This window comes from Sulfurivirga sp. (assembly GCF_015490265.1).
GTDB lineage: Bacteria > Pseudomonadota > Gammaproteobacteria > Thiomicrospirales > Thiomicrospiraceae > Sulfurivirga.
In genome coordinates this window covers 1-19,830 of the sequence record NZ_WFYD01000101.1, presented here as the reverse complement: position 1 = coordinate 19,830, position 19,830 = coordinate 1, and the positions used below count along the sequence as shown (strand labels likewise).

Below are 19,830 nucleotides of genomic sequence, written 5' to 3'. Positions count from 1 at the left end.
TTTGGCACGGGCTTGGCTAACATTGAGGCGATTTTTCAACCACCAAAAAGGAAGAGTGGCCCATGGCACAAGAAGTGTTGAAGTTCATCAAGGAAAACGACATCAAGTGGGTTGACCTGCGCTTTACCGACACCCACGGCAAGGAGCAGCACGTCACCATTCCCGCCAGCAAGGTGGACGAGAGCACCTTCGAGGAAGGCGAAACCTTCGACGGTTCCTCCATCGCCGGTTGGAAGGGCATCAACGAATCCGACATGGTGCTGATGCCGCGCACCGAGAACTACTATGTGGATCCGTTCACCAACGATCCCACGCTGGTGCTGCGCTGCGAGATTCTCGAAACCGACTACACACCCTACGAGAAGGATCCCCGTTCCATCGCCAAGAAGGCCGAGGCCTACCTGAAGTCCACCGGCATCGCCGACGCCGCCTTCTTCGGTCCCGAGCCCGAGTTCTTCATCTTCGACGGCGTGCGCTGGGGCGTGCAGATGGGCAAGGCCTTCTACGAAATCGACGCCGACGAGGCCCGCTGGAACAGCGAGAAGGTGTATGAGGACGGCAACGTGGGCCACCGTCCCCAGATCAAGGGCGGCTACTTCCCGGTTCCGCCGGTGGATCAGCTGCACGAAATCCGTGCCGACATCTGCACCCTGCTGGAAGAGATCGGCCTGACCGTCGAAGCCCACCATCACGAAGTAGCCACCGCCGGTCAGTGTGAGATTGGCGTTGCCGGCAACACGCTGGTCAACAAGGCCGACGAAGTGCAGATGCTCAAGTATGTGGTGCACAACACTGCCGTTGCCCACGGCAAGACGGCCACCTTCATGCCCAAGCCGGTTGTAGGCGACAACGGTAACGGCATGCACATCAACCAGTCCCTGAGCAAGGATGGCAAGAACATCTTCGCCGGCGACCTGTATGCCGGTCTGTCTCAGGAAGCCCTGTGGTACATCGGCGGCCTGATCAAGCACGCCCGTGCCCTGAACGCCTTCACCAACCCGGGCACCAACTCCTACAAGCGTCTGGTTCCGGGCTTCGAAGCACCGATCCTGCTGGCCTACTCCGGCAAGAACCGCTCCGCTTCCATCCGTATCCCCTACGCGCCCAATCCGAAGGCGCGCCGCATCGAGCTGCGCTTCCCGGATCCGAGCGCCAACCCGTATCTGGCCTTCTCCGCCTGCCTGATGGCCGGTCTGGACGGCATCATGAACAAGATCGATCCGGGCGAGGCCGCCGAGAAGGACCTGTACGACCTGCCGCCGGAAGAAGAGGCCAAGATCCCGACCGTCTGTGCCTCTCTGGAAGAGGCGCTGGCGGAGCTGGACAAGGACCGCGAGTTCCTCAAGGCAGGTGGCGTGTTCACCGACACAATGATCGACGCCTACATCGATCTGAAGATGGAGCATGTGACACAGCTGCGCATGACCACCCATCCGATCGAGTTCGATCTGTACTACTCCGTCTGAGACCTACTGCCTCGGAAGAGAAAAACCCGGCCCTGTGCCGGGTTTTTTCGTTTGCTCTGCACCCGGATGCTGCCGGGTTTCCTTCCTCACTCCGCTTTTTCAGGCAACCTCTCCCACAGCCTGAACACGCCGCCCAGCAGTGAGGTGGCGAAACTGCCTGCGGGAAGAAAAAAGCTCAACCGCAGCGTCCCCTCATCCTGCCACACCCAGGTCAGCTCTTCCGCCATCACCCGCAGCGGGCGCCGCTGTGCCGTCACGCGCCAGCGCCGCCAGATGTCATCCAGCCTCGGCAGTGTGGCCAGCACCGACTGCTCCAGCGCCAGCGCCTCGGCATGTGGCTGCAGCCCACCCTCCCCCGGCAGCGGGCCGGTCGGATGCAGATCCGCACCTTCCACTCGCCGGGGCAGATCAGGACTGCCATCGTCCACGAACAGGCGCTGACTGCCGGCCAGCGCCAGCGCTTCGCCCGGCAGCATGAGATTCCAGTTTCCCTGCCGCACCCGCTCGGCCAGCACGGTATTGAAGGCCATACTGCGCAGCACCGACAGATGTCGGGCCCGCACCGCAGGCGGCACCTTCGGGCCGCCACGCTCGGCCCAGTCGAACGCCTCAGCGACATTGGCGCCCGACCGACCGAAGCGCTGCGGGCCGAAATAGTTGGGAAACCCTTCCTGTCCGATGCGGGTCAGCGCCTGCTCAACGGTGGACCGCGTCCCTTCCACCTGCCGCAGCGCCAGTTCAAAGCGGTTGCCACGCAGGGCGCCCCGGTTGAGCTTGCGCCCATGGCGCACCTTTTCCAAGACCCGAACGCCTTCCACCGCAAGGGTGTCCGGATCGGGATCATCCCGCCCCGGCAGCCACAGGCTGAACCACTGACGGGTCACCGCATGACGGTCCTTGAGACCGGCCCAGCCCACATCACGCGGGCGGATGCCGGCCCACCGTGCCAGCTGGCGGGCAACCCACTCCGTGTTCTGCCCCCGTTTCTCCATCCACAGCCACAGGTGCTCACCGCCACCGCCGGGGGTAAAAGGCAGCACCTCGGTCACCCGAAAGTCCTCGGGGCGGGCCTTGAGCCAAGCACGGGCCACGGGCGCCCGGGGCCATACGGTTTCAGGGTTCATGTACCTCTCCCACAAAAAAAGCCCGGCGGTGCCGGGCGGGTTGAGTCCGTCATCTGAATGGAACTCAGAGATTGGTAAACAGCTTCTCATCCATGGGCACGGCCCGCTTGGGATCTTCCGGCTTGTCCGGATAGATCTGGATCAGCAGCTGAGCGATATTTCCCTGTTTGATATGGTCATGCACCAGCGTGCGGCTGTCAGGGGGGGAGTTCTTGTCAATGTACATATAGATGACCTTGTCCTGACACCTGGGATTCTTCGCCGTGGCCAGCGGGCGGATCCAGCCTTCACCCTCGAACTTCACTCCATCCTTGCTCATGAAGACGATGTGATGCCAGTATTTGCTCTCCACCGGCTTGTCAAAACAGATCTGGATCGCCCGGTCGAACAGACCGGAGCCCCGGTCGATATTGATGAACTTGACCGAGGCGACATGAATCTTCTCCTGCCCACACCCGGTCATCATCAGCGTTGCGGCCAACCACGCCGCCGCCAGCAATCCTTGCAATCTCATGGCCTTTCTCCCAGCTGCCACCCGTCTGCCATTATGCGTATGAATGCCGGGCCCCCGCAACCATTCCAGCACGCCCTGAAATTGTCACGAGGTGGATACACACAGAATTTCCGGCCGGTCCTCGCCCACACGGGCCAGGTTTTCCAGTGCGTCCTGCAGGCGCATGCTCACCTCTTCCAGCTGCAGCAGATGATCCAGGGCCTCATCATGCCGACCGGCCCGCCAGGCCTCCACCACCTTGTGTCCCAACGCATGGAGCTGGTTGTGCAGCGGCTCGATGTCGGCATAGCCGGGCAGCTTGCTGTAGCAGTCCCGCCCCTCGCCCTCGTAATACCATTTGCCCAGCCGGCAGGCGGTGGCATCCCCCACCTGATCGCCGGTGAGGTCATCACGCAGCCCCAGCAGAAGACGGTAGAGCTCCAGCTTATAGATGGTGTGGTCCATCTTGGCGTTCATGAGAAAGCTGCGCAGGGCGCTGGCAGTGACCAGCTGCTCCAGTTTGTGTTCGTGATCACGCACCTGAGACATGTTGCTTGCTGCCGAGCGGGAGAGGTCATCCAGCTGCGTGCTCTCATCGGCCACTTCCGCCATGTGGTCACGGGCCGCCGTGACCTCTTTCTGAATGATATCCACCAGCTTGGCAATATCGGCGGTGGCCGCCGCCGTGCGCTGGGACAGCGCCCGCACCTCGTCGGCCACCACCGCAAACCCGCGCCCGTGCTCCCCGGCACGGGCCGCTTCAATGGCGGCATTGAGTGCCAGCAGGTTGGTCTGCTCGGAAATATCCTCAATCATGCTGACAATGCCGCCGATCTCCTGCGCGCGCTGCTCCAGTCCATCCACCTGACCGGCAGTGCCACGCGCCTGCTCGGCCAAGTGGGCCACCTTCTCGCCCACCTGCTCGATCTGGCGCAGCGTGGTGGCCACCACATCGGCTGCGGCCACCACATCCTTCTTGCCGTCCGCCAGCCGGTGCCCCATCTCGGACATGTGCCCCTGCTGCCCCTTGCAGCCCTCATGGAACAACGCCCACGCCCGGCTCAGTTTTTCGCAGAAAGGTGTCATCAGCTGCTCCTCACGCACCGTTTTCTGCGGCACGCGTCCTGCATCGGCAAGCTGCTGCTCAAGCGCAGCCTTCTCCCGTTGCAAGCGCTCGATTTCCCTTTCAAGCTGAGCAATACGCTGCCTTTCGGCCTTGCATCCGAACATGTTTGTTCCTCTCGTGAAACTGTGGCTGACGCCCCCTGTCAAGCAGAATGCGTGCCATCATTCCCGCACCGCGCGTGAGACGGTATAGTCCCGTCCCTGCTTGACCTTGTCGTAATTGCCGAAGATCTCCAGCATGTGACGCTTCATGAACTGGCGCAGGCCATTGATGGTGACCACCACCATCTGCCCACCCGGCTCAAGGTGCTGCCAGCTGTCCCACAGCAGAATGGTGAGCAGCTCCTTGCCCACCTTGGCGGGAATGTTGGACACCACCGTGGTGAAGCGGGCGTCCGCCGGCACATGGGAAAGCCCGTTGGACAGATAGGCCTCCACGTTGTTCAGGCCGTTGCGCCGGGCATTGGCACGGGCGTAGTCCACCGCGACGAAATCCTTGTCCACCATGTGCACCTGACCCTGCGGCGCCTGTGCTGCGATGGACAGCCCCAGCGGGCCGTAGCCACAACCGATGTCCAGCGCCCGCTCGTCCGGACGCACGTCGAGGTAGCGCAGCAGCAGTGCCGTGCCGCTGTCGATCTGCCTGGGACTGAACAGTCCCCAGGTGGTGTGAAAGGTGAAGCGGTGCCCTGCCAGCTCCGCTTCGAAGACGATATCCCGTTTCAGCTGCTCGATGGTACGTGCGTCCATGTGCGGTTCCTCCTTACCGGCGCCATTATAAGAGGCGGTTGTCGGCAGGCTCGTCTGCCGGGCCCGATATAATGTGCGCCATGCTCAGCACCCTCAATCCCCAACAGCGCGCCGCCGTGCTGGAAGCCGACCGGCCTCTGCTGGTGCTAGCCGGCGCCGGCTCCGGCAAGACCCGCGTGATCACCACCAAGATCGCCTGGCTGATCCGTGAGCGTGGCCTGTCCCCCCGGCACATCTTTGCCGTCACCTTCACCAACAAGGCGGCGCGGGAGATGAAGCAACGAGTGGCCGCCCTGATGCAGGACACCCCGCCGCGCGGGCTAAACGTGTCCACCTTCCATACCTTCGGCCTCAACTTCCTGCGCCGCGAGGGCGAGACGCTGGGCCTGAAGTCCAGCTTCACCATCATGGATGCTGCCGACAGTCTCCAGCTGCTCAAGGAACTGACCGGCGGTGATATGGACCGGGAGGCGCTGGCCCGGCTGCAGCACACCCTCTCAGGGTGGAAGAACCGGCTTGTCACGCCCGCTCAGGCCCTCGAACAGGCGGAAGATGAGCTGGAAGCGCACGCGGCCAGGCTCTATGAAGCCTACGACCGCCAGCTGCGCGCCTACAACGCGGTGGACTTCGACGACCTGATCCTGCTGCCTGTGCGTCTGCTGGAAGAAGACGACGCGGTGCGCGCCCGCTGGCAGAACCGGGTGCGCCACCTGCTGGTGGACGAATATCAGGACACCAATGGCGCCCAGTACGCGCTGATCCGCCTGCTGATGGGCGCTGACGGACGCATGACCGTGGTGGGCGATGACGATCAGTCCATCTACGCATGGCGTGGTGCCGAGCCGCAGAACATGGCCCAGCTGCAGCGGGACTTTCCACAGCTGAAGGTGATCAAGCTGGAACAGAACTACCGCTCCACCCAGCGCATTCTGCGCGCCGCCAACACGCTGATCGCCAACAACCCGCACCTGTTCGAGAAGAAGCTGTGGTCCGACATCGGTCTGGGCGACCCCATCCGTGTGCTGCCCTGCAGCGATGACACCGCCGAGGCCGACCGGGTCGTCTCCGAGCTGCAAGTGCACCGTTTCAAGCACCGCACCCGCTGGGGCGACTACGCCATCCTCTACCGTAGCAACCATCAGGCGCGCCAGCTGGAACGCGCCCTGCGGGAGCAGAACGTGCCCTACACCCTGACCGGCGGGCAGAGCTTCTTCGACCGGGTGGAGATCAAGGACGCACTGGCCTACCTGCGCCTGATCGTCAACCCGGACGACGACACCGCCTTTCTGCGCATCGTCAACACCCCGCGTCGGCAGATCGGCCCCGGCACGCTGGAAAAGCTGGCCCTCTACGCCCGCCGCCGCGGCATCAGCCTGACGGACGCCACCGGTGAGGTGGGCCTGTCCGCCAGCCTGGACACGCGCGCACTGGAGCGGGTGCGCGCCTTCGGCGGGCAAGTGGCCGGCTGGGTGCGCGAGGCCGACGGCCTGCGTGGCGAAGAGGTGCTCCCCTTCGTGCGCCAGGTGCTGGAAGAGGTGGAATACTACGACTGGCTGCGGGAGCAGGCACCCAATGCCGCTGCGGCGGAAAAACGCATCACCAATGTGGAGGAGCTGCTGCGCTGGCTCGGCAACCTGATCCGCAAGGCCGAGGAGGAGGACGGCACCGAACTCTCTCTGGAGCAGGCGGTGGCCCACATGAGCCTGATGGATATGCTCGACCGCCAGCAGCAGGAATCGGACACCCCCAACGCCGTCAGCCTCATGACCCTGCACGCCGCCAAGGGGCTGGAGTTTCCCCATGTGTTTCTGGTGGGCATGGAAGAGGAACTGCTGCCGCACCGGGAAAACCTGGAAGGGGCGGGGCTGGAAGAGGAACGGCGCCTGGCCTATGTGGGCATCACCCGTGCCCGGCGCAGCCTGACACTCACCTACGCAAAACAGCGGCGCCGCTATGGCGAAACCCAGTCCACCGAACCGAGCCGTTTTCTGTTCGAGCTGCCCGATGAAGACCTGGACTGGGAAGGCCGTCCCGACCGGGAGGAAGACCCCGCGCAGGCAAAAGCCCGCGGACTGGACCACCTGGCCGCCATGAAGGCCATGCTGGCGGAGAAAAGCTCATGAACCATACGACATTCGACCCCATCCCCGCTCTGCCCCCGCTCCTGATGCCGTTCGAGATGGCCGCCCTGCCAAAAATCCGCTTCGGCATCGGCCTGCGCGACCAACTGGCGGCCCGCATTGGCGAAATCAGCCGAAAACCGCTGCTGATCCTCTCCAGAAGCGTCAAAAACAGCGCTTTCGGGGCGCGGCTGATCGACGATCTGGCAAAAATGGGGGAGACCCCGTCCGTTTTCACCGTCAGCGGCGAGCCCTCACCCGAAACGGTGGACGAAATCGTGCAGACGGCACCGGCAGGCATTGACCGGATCATCGGCATCGGCGGCGGCTCGGCACTGGATGTGGCCAAGGCGGTCGCCGGCCTGCTGCCCCGGCGTGACAGCGTCATGGACTATCTGGAAGGCGTGGGCGCCGGCAAGCCCTATCACGGCGAGGCACTGCCCTGGCTCGCGGTACCCACCACCGCCGGCACCGGCTCGGAAACCACCAAGAACGCCGTGCTTTCCCGCCCCGGACAGTTCAAGAAATCCTTCCGTCACGAAGCACTGGTGGCGAAGGAAGTGTGGCTCGACCCCCGTTTTCTCGACACCGTGCCGCCGGAGACGCTCCACGCCACCGCGCTGGACGCCCTCACCCAGCTGCTGGAGTCCTACGTCACCTGCAAGGCCAACCCTTTCACCGATGCGCTGGCCTGGCACGGCATGCAGCTGTGGCACGGCGCGCTGGACGCCTTCAAGCAGGCCACGGACGGGAAGGCGCGCATGGACGCCGGCGGACGGCTGATGCTGGCCGCCACCCTCTCCGGCATCACACTGGCCAATGCCGGACTGGGCGCCGTTCACGGACTGGCCGGACCGCTGGGCGCCTTCACCCACGCTCCCCACGGCATGGCCTGCGCCGCCCTGCTGGCGCCGATCACCGCCGCCAACATCCATGCGCTGGAAAGGGACACTTCACCCGAAGCGGCCACCGCCCTGCACAAATACGCTCAGGTGGGCCGCCTGCTCAGCGGTGACGCCCGGCTACCCGACGATGCCGCGCGCGAGGCGCTCATCACGGCGCTGATCCGACTCAACGAAGCCTACGGCCCCGGCAGCCTGCGCCGCTACGGGCTGGACGAGACAGCCATGGAGCGGATTATTGCCAACTGCCGTGCCGGTTCCATGCTGGGCAACCCGCTGGTGCTGCCAGACGAGACCCTGCGTGCCGCACTGGAAGCGGCCGCAGGGGTATAGAACGCTTACGGGTATAGAAGCCTTACCCTGTAATTTCTTGCACGAAACACTACAATTTATTAATAGACATATAATGCTGATCTATCATCAAATCAGAGGACAGACAGATGGTGCGCTTGTGGACGCGGACTCGACAATGGAGCCTTGCCGCCCTCCTGCTGTGCGCGCTGGCCGCTCAGGCCCAGCCCGACACTCCCGCCCGCATCACCCTTGAAAAGCCCCTGCCGCCCAAAACCCTCAAACGCTACTACACCGACCTTGATCGCGATGGTGTGGTGGACATGCTCGACGAATGCCCCAATACGCCTGCCGGCGTGGCGGTGGATGTCATCGGCTGCGCCCGTGACGAGGATGTCGACGGCGTGCCCGACTTCATCGACCAGTGCCCCCAAACGCGCCATGCCGGCGTCAATTTTCTCGGCTGCAACCCGGACACCGACCGCGACGGCGTGCCCGACCCGGCCGACCGTTGCCCGGACACGCCGCTGGGCCAGAAGGTCAACCGCTTCGGCTGCATCGAGCAGGTCAACATCCAGCTGCATCTGACCTTCGACACGGCCAAATACCGCATCCGCCCCGACATGGCGGCCAAATTGCGCGAGGCGCTCACCCGCCTGAAGGAACTGGACAGTGACCATGTACTGCTGATCGAAGGCCACACCGACGCCATCGGCTGTCGGGATGACAATCTCAAGCTGTCATGGAATCGGGCACAGGCGGTGCGTGACTATCTGGTCCGTGCGCTCGGCCTGCCGGCGGAGCAGGTCTATGTAGTCGGCTATGGCGAGGCCCGGCCGGTGGCCGACAATCATGACCCGCAGGCCCGGGCGCGGAACCGGCGCATCGAGCTGCGGGTGGTGGCGCGGGACAGGCTGCCACCCGAGGCGCGCCCGCAGATGCCGGAGAACATGCAGGGCTATGTGCCCCATCCAGGCCGCTGCCCCCTGCCGGATGCCCGTTAGGCGTATGATCTGTCACCATGACCTCACGCCCCTTCCGTCTTCTGCTCTCCGTGCTGCTCCTTTGGAGCCTGTGCTGGGCGGACCTGCCGCCGCAGGTGGTCACGGAGGCGCAGATCAAGGCGGCGGAAAAGCGTTTCGGGCCGCAGGCGGCCAAACGCCTGCGCGCCTGGCAGCGGCTGGTGGACCAGAGCTGGGAACTGCCGGAGCGGGAAAAGCTGAAAAGAGTCAACGACTTCTTCAACCAGGCCCGCTTCGTGGACGACCGCATCCTGTGGCACAAGCAGGACTACTGGGCCACGCCGGTGGAGTTTCTCGGCAAGTTCGCCGGCGACTGCGAGGACTTCGCCATCGCCAAATACCTCACCCTGCGCATGCTCAGGGTGCCGGAGAAGAAGCTGTTTCTCACCTATGTCAAGGCCATCCGCCTGCGCCAGGCCCACATGGTGGTCACCTACTTTCCCAAACCGCTGAGCGTGCCGCTGGTGCTGGACAACATCAACCCGCGCATCCTGCCGGCCACCCAGCGGCGGGACCTGGTGCCCATCTACAGCTTCAACGGCCGCGGGCTGTGGCTGGCGAAACAGCGTGGCAAGGGCAAGCTGCTCGGCCAAAGCACCCGTCTGAAGAAATGGCGCCATCTGCTGCAGCGGCTGAAAGGGAGTAACCCGCAATGAGCCTGAGAACCCAACTGTCCGCCTTCATTCTCGGCCTGCTGCTGACGGTGCTGGCCGCCAACTTCTGGCTCAATCTGGACAGCACGCGCGCCTTTCTGCAGAACCAGCTCAAGACCCACGCCGAGGACACGGCCACCAGTCTGGGCGTCACCCTCAGCCATGCGGTGCGGCCGGACGATCTGGCCGCCATGGAAACCTTCATCAATGCCGTGTTCGACCGGGGCTACTACCTGTCGATCACGCTGACCGGCCCGGATGGCAAGGTGCGCTACCGACGCCAGAACCCGCTGAAGATCGAAGGCGTGCCCGCCTGGTTCATCCGGCTGCTGAACCTGCACCCGGAAGCGGGCAAGGCCGAGATCATGTCCGGCTGGATCCCTGTGGGGCAGATCACGGTGGTAAGCCATCCCGGCTACGCCTATGAGCAGCTGTGGGAGAGTTTCGTCAACCTGCTGATTCTGTTCGCGGTGCTGGGTGGACTGTTTCTGGCTCTGTCGCTGTTCTATCTGCACCACCTGCTGGCGCCGCTCAAGAAGATGGTGCGTCAGGCCCAGGCCATCGTGCAGAAGCACTATGTGGTACAGGAGCCCCTGCCCGGGGCCACGGAGCTGCGTCAGGTGGTCAGCGCCATCAACACCATGGTGCTCAAGCTCAAGGACATCTTCACCCGCGAGGCGGAAATCAACGCCCGCCTGCAGCGCATGGCCTACGCCGACCCGGTCACCGGACTGGGCAACCGCGCCTTCTTCGAGATGGTGCTCGACAGCGCCTTGGCCGACGACACCTGCCCCCGCCCGGGCGCACTGGCCATCGTACACCTGCACGATCTGCAGACGCTCAACGAACGCCACGGCTACCCGCAGGTCAACCGGCTGATCCAGAGACTGGTCAAACACATGGTCGAACGCCTCAATCACCTGCCGGAGACCACGCTGGCCCGTCTCAACGGCTCCGACTTCGCCATTCTCGCATCACAGACCGACCCGGCCGACCTGGCCGCGGTGCTGCAGACCCTGCCGGAGCTATGGGCACACATCAAGCAGGATGCTCAGGTAGACCCGTCCCTCAGCCCCATGCGCATCGGCGTGGCCTACTATCTGCCGGATGAGACGCGCGCCGAAGCGCTCACCCGTGCCAATGGCGCTCTGCAGCAGGCGGAAACGGAAGGAGAAGCTCTGCACCGGCTCACCCCGCCCGATGACAGTCTGCCACTGGAGAAGGTCTGGCACATTGAGGAGGCGCTGGAAACGGGCCGCCTGACCCTACTGGGCCAGCCCGTGCAGGACGGGCAGAACGCCCTGCACAGTCTGGAAGTGCTGGCTCAGCTGAGGGATGGACAGGGCAATCCTATCGCCGCGCGGGAATTTACGCCCCTGCTGCAGCGTGAAGGACTGGAAGCTCAGTTCGACCGACTGGTGGTGGACAAGACCCTCGGCTTGCTGGGCCAGCACCCGGAACTGCCGCTGCTGTCGGTCAACCTGACCGAAGCGGCCGTCATCGACCTGGACTTCCAGCGGTGGCTGCTGACCCGCATCCGCGAGGCCCGACCAAGGCAGCGCATCGCCTTCGAACTGCCTGAGGCATTGCTGCACCGCCACAGCGATGCCTGCGCCGTGCTCATCCAGCACCTGCACCAGGAGGGCTGCCGGGTGGGCCTGGACCACTTTGGCCGTCATCTGGGTGACAAGCGCTTCCTGCAACTCTACAAACCGGACTATCTCAAACTGGCACCGGGCTTTGTGGAGGGCGTATGCCGCCGCGACGACAAAGCCACCTCCTATCTGGCCAGTCTGGTGGAGATGGCCGGCAGTCTGGACATCGACGTGATCGCCACGGCGGTGGAGGATACGGCCGTGCAGCAGCGCTACGCCGAACTGGGCGTGCGCCTGTTCCAGGGCTATCACATCGGTCGCCCCATCGACCTCAAGGAGTGGATTGCACGACATGAACGCTGACGCCGCCCCAAGCCCCACCGGTGACCCGCTGGCGGACCTGCAGGCCCGGCATGACCCGCTGCTGGGAGCGCTGGTGGTCATCACCCGCCTCTACCGCCGCCCCATGACGGCGGAGGCGCTTACTGCCGGACTGCCGCTGGACGACAAACCGCTGACGCCGGACCTGCTGGTGCGCGCCGCCGACCGGGCTGGTCTGCACGCCGCGGTGCGCCGCCGCACGCTGCGAGAACTCAACCCGCGCCTGCTGCCGGCCATTCTGGTGATGAACAACGGTGATGCGCTGGTGCTGACCGCCATTGACCATGATGCAGGCGAGGCGGAGGTCATCCTGCCCGAACTGCCGGAAGGACGCCGTCATCTGCCACTGGACGAGCTGGAAAGGGACTATGCCGGCTACGTCATCCTGTTCACCGAGCAGGTGGCCGGCGCCACCCACAAGCCGGAGCTGGTCACCGGCGAAGGCCACTGGTTCTGGAGCACCCTGTGGCGCAACCGCCGCATCTACCGGGACGTGATCGTCGCCAGTATCGTCATTAACCTGTTCGTGCTGGCCAACCCGCTGTTCATCATGAATGTCTACGACCGCATCGTGCCCAACAATGCGGTCGAGTCCCTGTGGACGCTGGCCATCGGGGTCACGGTCATGTACCTGTTCGACTACGGGCTGAAATACCTGCGCAACTATTTCCTTGAGGTGGCCGGCAAGAAGGCAGACGTGATCATGTCCGCGCGGCTGTTCGAGCAGACGCTGGGGCTGACCATGGCGGCCCGTCCGGACCGTGTGGGCGTGTTCGCCAACCACCTGCGCGAATTCGACACCATCCGCGGCTTCTTCACCTCCGGCACCATCGCCACGCTGGTGGACCTGCCCTTCGTGGCGCTGTTTCTCACCGTCATCTTCATCATCGGCGGGCCAATCGCACTGATTCCGCTGATCGTCATTCTCGTCATTCTGCTCTACAGCCTGCTGATACGCCGCCCCATCCAGCGGGCGGTGGAGGCCACCTATGAAGCCTCGGCCCAGAAAAATGCCGTGCTGATCGAAGCGCTCAATTCGCTCGAGACCATCAAGGCGCTGGGGCTTGAAGCCCACAGCCAGTGGAAATGGGAACAGGCGGTGGGGCAGATCGCCCAGACCAGCCTGCGCGCCCGGCTGATGCAGAGCAACATCGGTCGCTTCACCGGCCTGATGCAGCAGATCACCACCGTACTGGTGGTGCTGGCAGGCGTCTATCTGATCAAGGACAACCAGATGTCCATGGGCGCGCTCATCGCCAGCGTCATGCTCAGCCAGCGAGCCATCGCCCCCATGGGGCAGTTCGCCAACCTGGTCACCAGCTACCTGCAGACCCGCACCGCGCTGGATCAGCTCAACGATCTGATGCGGAAACCGGTGGAGCGCCCCAAGGGCAAACGCTTCATCCAGCCGGCCACCGTCAAGGGCAAGATCGAATTCGAGCGGGTCAGCTTCACCTATCCCGGCGACAGCAAGCCGGCGCTGCGTGAGGTGAGCTTCGTCATCGAGCCGGGTGAGCATGTGGGCATCATCGGCCGCATCGGCTCGGGCAAGAGCACCATCGAGAAACTCATCCTCGGCCTCTACCCACCGGATGACGGCATGATCCGCATCGACGACATCGACCTCCAGCAGATCGACCCGGCCGCGCTGCGCCGCCACATCAGCTACGTGCCGCAGGACATCCAGCTGTTCAAAGGCAGCGTGTGGGACAACATCACCTGCCGCGCGCCCTACATCGAGGACGCGCATGTGCTGGAAGCCGCGCGCATCGCCGGCGTGGACGACTTCATCCGTCAGCACCCGTCCGGCTATGCGCTGGACATCAGCGAGGGCGGCGCCTCCCTGTCCGGCGGGCAGAAACAGAGCATTGCCGTGGCGCGCGCCCTGCTGCTGGACACGCCCATCTACCTGCTGGACGAGCCCACCAACGCCATGGACGCCCGCACCGAACAGGCCTTCCTGCAGCGGCTCAAGCCCCGTCTCAAGGGACGCACCACCATCGTGGTCACCCACAAGATGTCGCTGCTGACGCTGGTGGACCGCCTGATCGTCATGGATGGCGGCCGCGTGGTGGCCGACGGCGCCAAGGAGATCGTGCTGGAAACGCTCAAAGCCCAGAGCCGGAGCAAGGACGCATGAACACGCCGAAAGAGAAGGACACGCGCCAGCAGAATGGACAGACGCCCGAAGCCGGCATGCCGACACCCCGACCGGAAGATCTGGACTTCATGGACAGTCTTGCGCGCGCTACGCTGGAGAAGCCCACCGAGCGCAGTCACCTGCTGGTATGGCTTCTGTTCGGGCTGGTGACCACCTTCCTGCTGTGGGCCAACTGGGCTGAACTGGACGTGCTGGTGCGCGGCGAGGGCAAGGTGATCCCCTCCTCCAAGCTGCAGGTCGTGCAGAGCCTGGAGGGCGGCATCGTGCGCGAGATTCTGGTCAAGGCGGGCGACACGGTGGAGAAGGGCCAGGTGCTGCTGCGGCTGGACGCCACCCAGTTCGCCAGCACCTTCGGTGAAAACCGGGTCAAGCAGGAGGCCCTGCGCGCCCAGATCGCCCGTCTGGAGGCGGAAGCCAGCGGCAAACCGCTCGAACTGACCATTCCGAAGAACGACCCTGCGCTGGAAGCCATCTACCGCAATGAGATCACCCTCTATCGCAAGCACAAGGAACAGCTGGAGACGGAAAAACAGATCCTCCAGTCGCAGATCCGCCAGAAAGAGCTGGAACTGAAGGACGCCCGTGACCAGCTGCGGGAACTGCAGGCCAGCTACCGCCTCATCCAGAAGGAGCTGCGCATCAACGAGCCGCTGGTGCGCCGTGGCTACGCCTCGGAGGTGGACCTGCTCAAGCTGCGCCGCGAGGCCAGCCAGATGCGCGCCAAGATAGAAAGCCTCAAGAACGACATTCCGCGCCTGCAGGCGGAAGTGGCCGAGGCGAAGGAAAAGCTCAAGGCCAAGGAGCAGGCCTTCCGCAACGAGGCCCATGAAAAGCTCACCGAAGCGCTGGCCAAACTGGCGGCGCTGGAGCAGACCCAGGCGGCCCTCAGGGATCGGGTGCAGCGCACCGAGCTGCGCAGCCCCGTACGCGGCATCGTCAAGCGGGTGCTGGTCACCACCGTCGGCGGCGTCATCAAGCCGGGTGATCCGGTGGTGGAGATCGTGCCCGAAGACGACGCACTCATCGTTGAGGCGCGCATCTCGCCCAAGGATGTGGGTTTCCTGCGCGTAGGCCAGAAGGCAAGGGTCAAGTTCTCCGCCTATGACTTCTCCATCTATGGCAGCCTCGAAGGCGTGGTGGACAACATCAGCGCCGACACCATCACCGACGACGAGGGGCACAGCTTCTACCTGGTGCGCATCCGCACCAACCGCAGCTACCTGGGCTCAAAGGAACATCCCCTGCCCCTGCTGCCGGGCATGACTGCCACCGTGGACATCATTACAGGTCGGCAGACGGTACTGCACTATCTGCTCAAACCCATCATCAAGGCGAAGGCCAATGCACTCAGAGAAGGTTGATACGCCCATGGCATGCGCCAACTTCCTCAGCGAAGCAGTGGCGCGCTACTGGCGCAATATCCTGGGCGACGCACTGCTGGATGACTGCGCCCGTGCACAGGTGCAGATCCTTGAAATACCACCGGGTACGGATCTGCCCGCTTCGGCCATGCAAACGCTGTCCCACAGCGTGCAGCCGGTGCTGGTCATCAGCCGCCGGCCTGATGCCGTGCAGGCACTTTCCGCCGTGCAGGCCGGTGCCGCCGGCTACCTGCACGCCCTGGCTCATCCGGAGCGGATCATGGCAGCGCTGACCGCCCTTCGGCGCGGTCAGGTCTGGCTCAACATGGAGACCCTGCGGGCGCTCACCCGCAGCGCCGGCAAGGGTGTGGCTGACCACCTGCCCGAGACCCTGACCGAGCGGGAGCGCGCCATCGTGACCGAACTGGCCACCGGCGCCACCAACCGGGAAATTGCAAACCGGCTGCACATCAGCGAGAATACCGTCAAAACGCATTTGAAGCATATATACGACAAATTTGGGGTTCGAGACAGAACCAGCCTCATTCTCAAACTCAGGGAAAGGTGAACATGAAAAACAGCGTGCGAAATCCCCTTTTCAGACTTGGCGCATGCCTTGTACTGGGCCTGTGCGTCACCCTCTCCGCCCAGGCGCAGACGCTCAAGGACGTGGTGCAGAATGTGGTCTACACTAACCCCGAGGTGCGCAAGGAGATTGCCCTGTGGCGAAGCTATCGCTTCGACGTGCGACAGGGTGAGGCTGGTTTCTATCCCAAGGTGGATCTCAACGCTGGCATTGGCTATGAGGAGGTCAAGAACAGCATAGCCGACACCATGGGCGACGGCCTCACCCGGCGGGAACTCTCTCTGCGCCTGACACAGAACCTGTTCCACGGCTGGTTCGACACCCACAATGTGGAGCGCCTCAAGGCCCGCCGGGACGCTCAGGCCCTGCAAGTGGAAGCCGCCGCCCAGAAAGTGGCGCTGGATACCGTGCGCGCCTGGCTGGAAGTCATGCGCTATCAGGAACTGGTCAAGATCGCCAGGCAGAACATCCAGACCCACCGCCAGATCCTGCAGCAGATCCAGCTGCGCTTCGACAGCGGACTGAGCGATGAAGTGGAGCTGGACCAGGCCAAGGCGCGTCTGGCGCTGGCGGAGTCCAATCTGGTGGCCCAGCAGTCCAAGCTGGCTGACGCCCGCGCCCGCTACCATCGCATGGTGGGCCATGAAGCGCCCAACCAGATGGTCCTGCCCGAATTCGACCTCCATGACCTGCCGCCCGATCTGGAAACGGCCATGTCCATCGCCCTGCTGGAGCACCCCACGCTGCGGGCAGCCTATGCCGACGTGGCCGAGGCCAAGGCCCAGTATCTGACCCGCAAATCCGCCTACTACCCGCGGGTGGACGCCGAACTGTCCCGCAGCTGGAACGAGGATATCAACGGCATCAAGGGCAGCAACGAAAACCTGCAGGCCATGCTGCGCCTGCGCTACAACCTCTACAACGGTGGCGGAGACAAGGCACAGGTGGACAGCACCGCCGCCCTCTACCAGCAGGCCACTGAAATCCGCAACAGCGCCCGGCGGGAAGTCATGGAGAGCCTGCGTTTTTCATGGAACGCCATGAACATGGCCGAGAACCAGATGAGCTATCTGGAAAAGCACATCACCCTGACCCGTCGCACACTGCTTGGCTATCGCAAGCAATTCTCCCTCGGACGTCGTTCCCTGCTGGATGTGCTCAACACCGAAAGCGAATACAACCGCGCGCTGGTGGAGATGACCAACGCCCGGTACGACCTGCTCACAGCCCGCTACCGCGTGCTGGAAGGTCTGGGTCGTCTGCTGGAAGATCTGGGCGTCAAGCTCGATCTGGCCCGCAATGAACGTGAATACCACGAACAGTAAGGGAGGCGGACATGAAAGCGACTCGCCTGCTGACCGCCCTGCCGCTGCTGCTGGCCGGAATTACCGCTCAGGCCGGACAGGCCCACGAACCGGTCAATCCTGCCCAGAAGACCACTTTCTGGCAGGCCCAGACACCGGAGAAGGTGGACCGTACCTATGCCGATCTGGATCAGGACGGCGTACCTGACATGATCGACCTGTGCCCCAACTCCGTCCACCCGGATCAGGTGGACGAGCTGGGCTGTGTCGGCGATCAGGACGGTGACGGCATCAACGACCGCCTCGACCAGTGCCCCAACACCCCTAAAGGGCGCAAGGTGGACAGTCACGGGTGCCAGCTGGACAGCGATCATGACGGCGTGGCCGACGCCGATGACCGCTGCCCGGCGACGCCCGCCGGACAGAAGGTCAACCGCTATGGCTGCACGCCCCAGAGCCGCGCCGTGCTGCGCCTGACCTTCCCCACCGCCGGCTTTACGCTGACACAGGCCCAGCAGAAGCAGGTGGACGACGCCCTCTACCGGCTCAAGGACCGTGACGAGAACACCGCCCTGCTGGTGGAAGGCCACACCGACGCGGTCGGCTGCCGGGATGACAACCTCAGGCTTTCATGGAACCGGGCCGAAGCCGTGCGCGCCGAGATCGAACGGGTGCTGGGCGACAAGGCGGAAAACCTGTTCATCATCGGGTATGGTGAAAGCCGGCCGGTGGCCGACAACGCTACCCGCAGCGGCCGCGCACAGAACCGCCGCATCGTCCTGAAGGTGGTGCCCATGGACAAGCTGCCGTCCGAGGCCTCCCCCGCCCTGCCGCAGGAGATGCACGGCTACACACCCCACCCGGGCCGCTGTCCGAAACCGGACGACAAATGACCCACCCGCCCGCCTTTCGGCGGGCTTTTCATTTCCCAAGCAAGAAGCAGCCGCTGCCTGACATCTTCAGAACGTGACTCTTGCTCACCTCCTCCCACCGCACGACCGCCGAACCTCCTCGAGGCTGTGAGAGAAGATACTTTTCGGCGCCTTTTGCGCCTGAACGCCTTCCTCTCCCCTGATTTTCCTGCTCCATCAAGGTGCGGGCGGAAGCGGAGTCTGTAAAATCAGGGGAGACCCCGTCAAAAACAGGCATCTCTTGCCTCATACATGGCCAGATCGGGATTTTTTCAGGACACATCCGAGCCGAGCCGGCACGGCGCACCGCAAAAATGGGGGAGACCCCATGGCAAAACACAGGTCAGTTCTTGTCGCGATAGCGCCGCATCAGTTCCACATAATGGCGTGCGGAATAGGAAAAGAAAGCGCGTTCCTCATCGGTGAGACGGCGCACCGGCTTTGCCGGCGTGCCCACATAGAGCCAGCCGCTTTCCAGCCGCTTGCCGGGCGGCACCAGCGCACCGGCGCCGATCATCACCTCCGGCTCCACCACGGCACCGTCCAGCACGATGGCCCCCATGCCTACCAGACAGCGATCTCCGATGGTACAGCCGTGCAGCACCGCCCGATGCCCCACGGTGACATCCTTGCCCACCACGGTGGCCGCGCCCCGGGTCACCTCGCTCTCGTGGGTCACGTGCACCACGGTGCCATCCTGAATATTGCTGCGCGCCCCGATCTCAATGGTGTTCACATCTCCGCGCAGCACCGCCCCCGGCCACACGCTCACCTCATCGCCCAGCGTGCAGCGTCCGATGACCGTGGCCGCCTCATGCACCCAGGCGGAAGCCGCCACAATGGGCATCACGTCCTCATATGCTTCCAGCGCCATTTTTTGTCTCCCAAGGGGTTTACAAGCTCAATTCGGCAAGTATAATACGCGGCATCTCACCAGTGTGCGGATGTGGCGGAACTGGTAGACGCGCAGGGTTCAGGTCTCTGTGGGGTAAAACCCGTGTGAGTTCGACTCTCACCATCCGCACCAACTCCCTCCATTTCTCTCTTGTTTCCCATCAGCTTTTTGTATAGGCTTTCCCAAAAGTCACAGATACCTGTTTATTCGCTTTTCAGGAGAAGGCCACCGTCATGGCACAGACTCAGATTCAGGAACGCCGCAGCGCCCCGCGCATCCCGGTCAACCACTCCATTCTGGCCGAGGTTCCTTCGCAAGAGAAAGTATTCGGCACCACCTCGGACGTGAGCTTCAACGGCGTCGGCTTCTTCGCCGAAAAGCCGCTGCCCCCGGGGGCGCCGCTGGCCGTGCATCTGGAACTGGAAGACCCGGAAGACCACCGTTACCATGACTATGACCTGGAGGGCTTTGTCGCCCACTGCATCGACACCATGGAAAACGGTTATCACATCGGCGTGCAGCTCAAGCAACCACCACAGGATTATGTAACCGTCGTGGAACATCTGACCCGCACCCACTGAGCACCCAAAGATGCCAGACATGAAAAAGCCCCGGCTGACAGCCGGGGCTTTTCGCTTTCAAATGGATGCCGCTCAGCGACCGTAGCCCGGTGGCGGCGGCGGAGGGGGC

At 63.7% G+C, this 19,830-nt stretch carries 17 protein-coding genes and 1 tRNA gene; 13 read left to right on the top strand and 5 right to left on the bottom strand.

Features of this window, described 5'->3' with window-relative positions; all coding sequences use genetic code 11:
- The first annotated feature begins 62 nt into the window (after positions 1-62).
- Positions 63-1,466 (top strand): type I glutamate--ammonia ligase, encoded by a 1,404-nt coding sequence (gene glnA, locus F8K16_RS06735; protein WP_294948516.1) that lies wholly within the window; start codon positions 63-65, stop codon positions 1,464-1,466.
- 86 nt (positions 1,467-1,552) lie between these two features.
- Here glnA and truD read toward each other — a convergent pair whose 3' ends face one another.
- The 4 genes from truD to F8K16_RS06715 all read right to left on the bottom strand — a co-directional run bounded on the left by truD (position 1,553) and on the right by F8K16_RS06715 (position 4,958).
- Positions 1,553-2,590, bottom strand: coding sequence for a tRNA pseudouridine(13) synthase TruD (truD, locus tag F8K16_RS06730; RefSeq protein ID WP_294948514.1), 1,038 nt, complete (start codon positions 2,588-2,590; stop codon positions 1,553-1,555).
- A 64-nt stretch (positions 2,591-2,654) separates the two neighbouring features.
- Positions 2,655-3,104 (bottom strand): hypothetical protein, encoded by a 450-nt coding sequence (locus tag F8K16_RS06725; protein ID WP_294948512.1) that lies wholly within the window; start codon positions 3,102-3,104, stop codon positions 2,655-2,657.
- Between the two features lie 84 nt (positions 3,105-3,188).
- Complete coding sequence (locus F8K16_RS06720; protein ID WP_294948509.1) at positions 3,189-4,313, bottom strand: methyl-accepting chemotaxis protein; 1,125 nt, start codon at positions 4,311-4,313, stop codon at positions 3,189-3,191.
- A gap of 57 nt (positions 4,314-4,370) precedes the next feature.
- Positions 4,371-4,958, bottom strand: a complete 588-nt coding sequence (locus F8K16_RS06715; protein WP_294948507.1) for a methyltransferase — start codon at positions 4,956-4,958, stop codon at positions 4,371-4,373.
- An 80-nt stretch (positions 4,959-5,038) separates the two neighbouring features.
- Here F8K16_RS06715 and F8K16_RS06710 point away from each other — a divergent pair, with 80 nt between their 5' ends.
- From F8K16_RS06710 to F8K16_RS06665, 10 genes are all read left to right on the top strand, one after another.
- Positions 5,039-7,081: a UvrD-helicase domain-containing protein gene (locus F8K16_RS06710; RefSeq protein ID WP_294948505.1), complete on the top strand. Its 2,043-nt coding sequence runs from the start codon at positions 5,039-5,041 to the stop codon at positions 7,079-7,081.
- Complete coding sequence (locus F8K16_RS06705; RefSeq protein WP_294948503.1) at positions 7,078-8,313, top strand: iron-containing alcohol dehydrogenase; 1,236 nt, start codon at positions 7,078-7,080, stop codon at positions 8,311-8,313. Before F8K16_RS06710 ends, F8K16_RS06705 begins: the two co-directional genes overlap by 4 nt.
- Positions 8,314-8,420: 107 nt before the next feature.
- Positions 8,421-9,275 (top strand): OmpA family protein, encoded by an 855-nt coding sequence (locus F8K16_RS06700; RefSeq protein WP_294948500.1) that lies wholly within the window; start codon positions 8,421-8,423, stop codon positions 9,273-9,275.
- A 17-nt stretch (positions 9,276-9,292) separates the two neighbouring features.
- Entirely contained in the window at positions 9,293-9,949 is a 657-nt protein-coding gene (locus tag F8K16_RS06695) for a transglutaminase-like cysteine peptidase (protein WP_294948498.1), read from the top strand.
- A complete protein-coding gene (locus F8K16_RS06690; RefSeq protein ID WP_294948496.1) occupies positions 9,946-11,904 on the top strand; it encodes a LapD/MoxY N-terminal periplasmic domain-containing protein in 1,959 nt (652 codons plus the stop codon). The genes F8K16_RS06695 and F8K16_RS06690 overlap by 4 nt, the downstream gene beginning before the upstream one ends.
- Positions 11,894-14,062 (top strand): type I secretion system permease/ATPase, encoded by a 2,169-nt coding sequence (locus F8K16_RS06685; RefSeq protein ID WP_294948493.1) that lies wholly within the window; start codon positions 11,894-11,896, stop codon positions 14,060-14,062. Before F8K16_RS06690 ends, F8K16_RS06685 begins: the two co-directional genes overlap by 11 nt.
- Complete coding sequence (locus F8K16_RS06680) at positions 14,059-15,444, top strand: HlyD family type I secretion periplasmic adaptor subunit (RefSeq protein ID WP_294948491.1); 1,386 nt, start codon at positions 14,059-14,061, stop codon at positions 15,442-15,444. Before F8K16_RS06685 ends, F8K16_RS06680 begins: the two co-directional genes overlap by 4 nt.
- Positions 15,425-16,012 (top strand): response regulator transcription factor, encoded by a 588-nt coding sequence (locus tag F8K16_RS06675; protein WP_294948489.1) that lies wholly within the window; start codon positions 15,425-15,427, stop codon positions 16,010-16,012. The genes F8K16_RS06680 and F8K16_RS06675 overlap by 20 nt, the downstream gene beginning before the upstream one ends.
- Positions 16,013-16,014: 2 nt before the next feature.
- Positions 16,015-17,355, top strand: coding sequence for a TolC family outer membrane protein (locus F8K16_RS06670; RefSeq protein ID WP_294948486.1), 1,341 nt, complete (start codon positions 16,015-16,017; stop codon positions 17,353-17,355).
- Positions 17,356-17,366: 11 nt separating this feature from the next.
- Positions 17,367-18,227, top strand: coding sequence for an OmpA family protein (locus F8K16_RS06665; protein WP_294948484.1), 861 nt, complete (start codon positions 17,367-17,369; stop codon positions 18,225-18,227).
- Positions 18,228-18,588: 361 nt separating this feature from the next.
- Here the strand turns inward: F8K16_RS06665 and F8K16_RS06660 are convergent, their stop codons facing one another.
- Complete coding sequence (locus F8K16_RS06660; protein ID WP_294948481.1) at positions 18,589-19,119, bottom strand: gamma carbonic anhydrase family protein; 531 nt, start codon at positions 19,117-19,119, stop codon at positions 18,589-18,591.
- A gap of 66 nt (positions 19,120-19,185) precedes the next feature.
- On the opposite strand from F8K16_RS06660, the gene F8K16_RS06655 reads away from it, so the two are divergent.
- Both F8K16_RS06655 and F8K16_RS06650 read left to right on the top strand, forming a co-directional pair.
- Positions 19,186-19,272, top strand: a tRNA-Leu gene (locus F8K16_RS06655).
- 101 nt (positions 19,273-19,373) lie between these two features.
- Positions 19,374-19,721 carry a PilZ domain-containing protein gene (locus F8K16_RS06650; protein ID WP_294948479.1) on the top strand — a complete coding sequence of 116 codons (348 nt, stop codon included), beginning with the start codon at positions 19,374-19,376 and terminating at the stop codon, positions 19,719-19,721.
- The last annotated feature ends 109 nt before the right edge of the window (positions 19,722-19,830 follow it).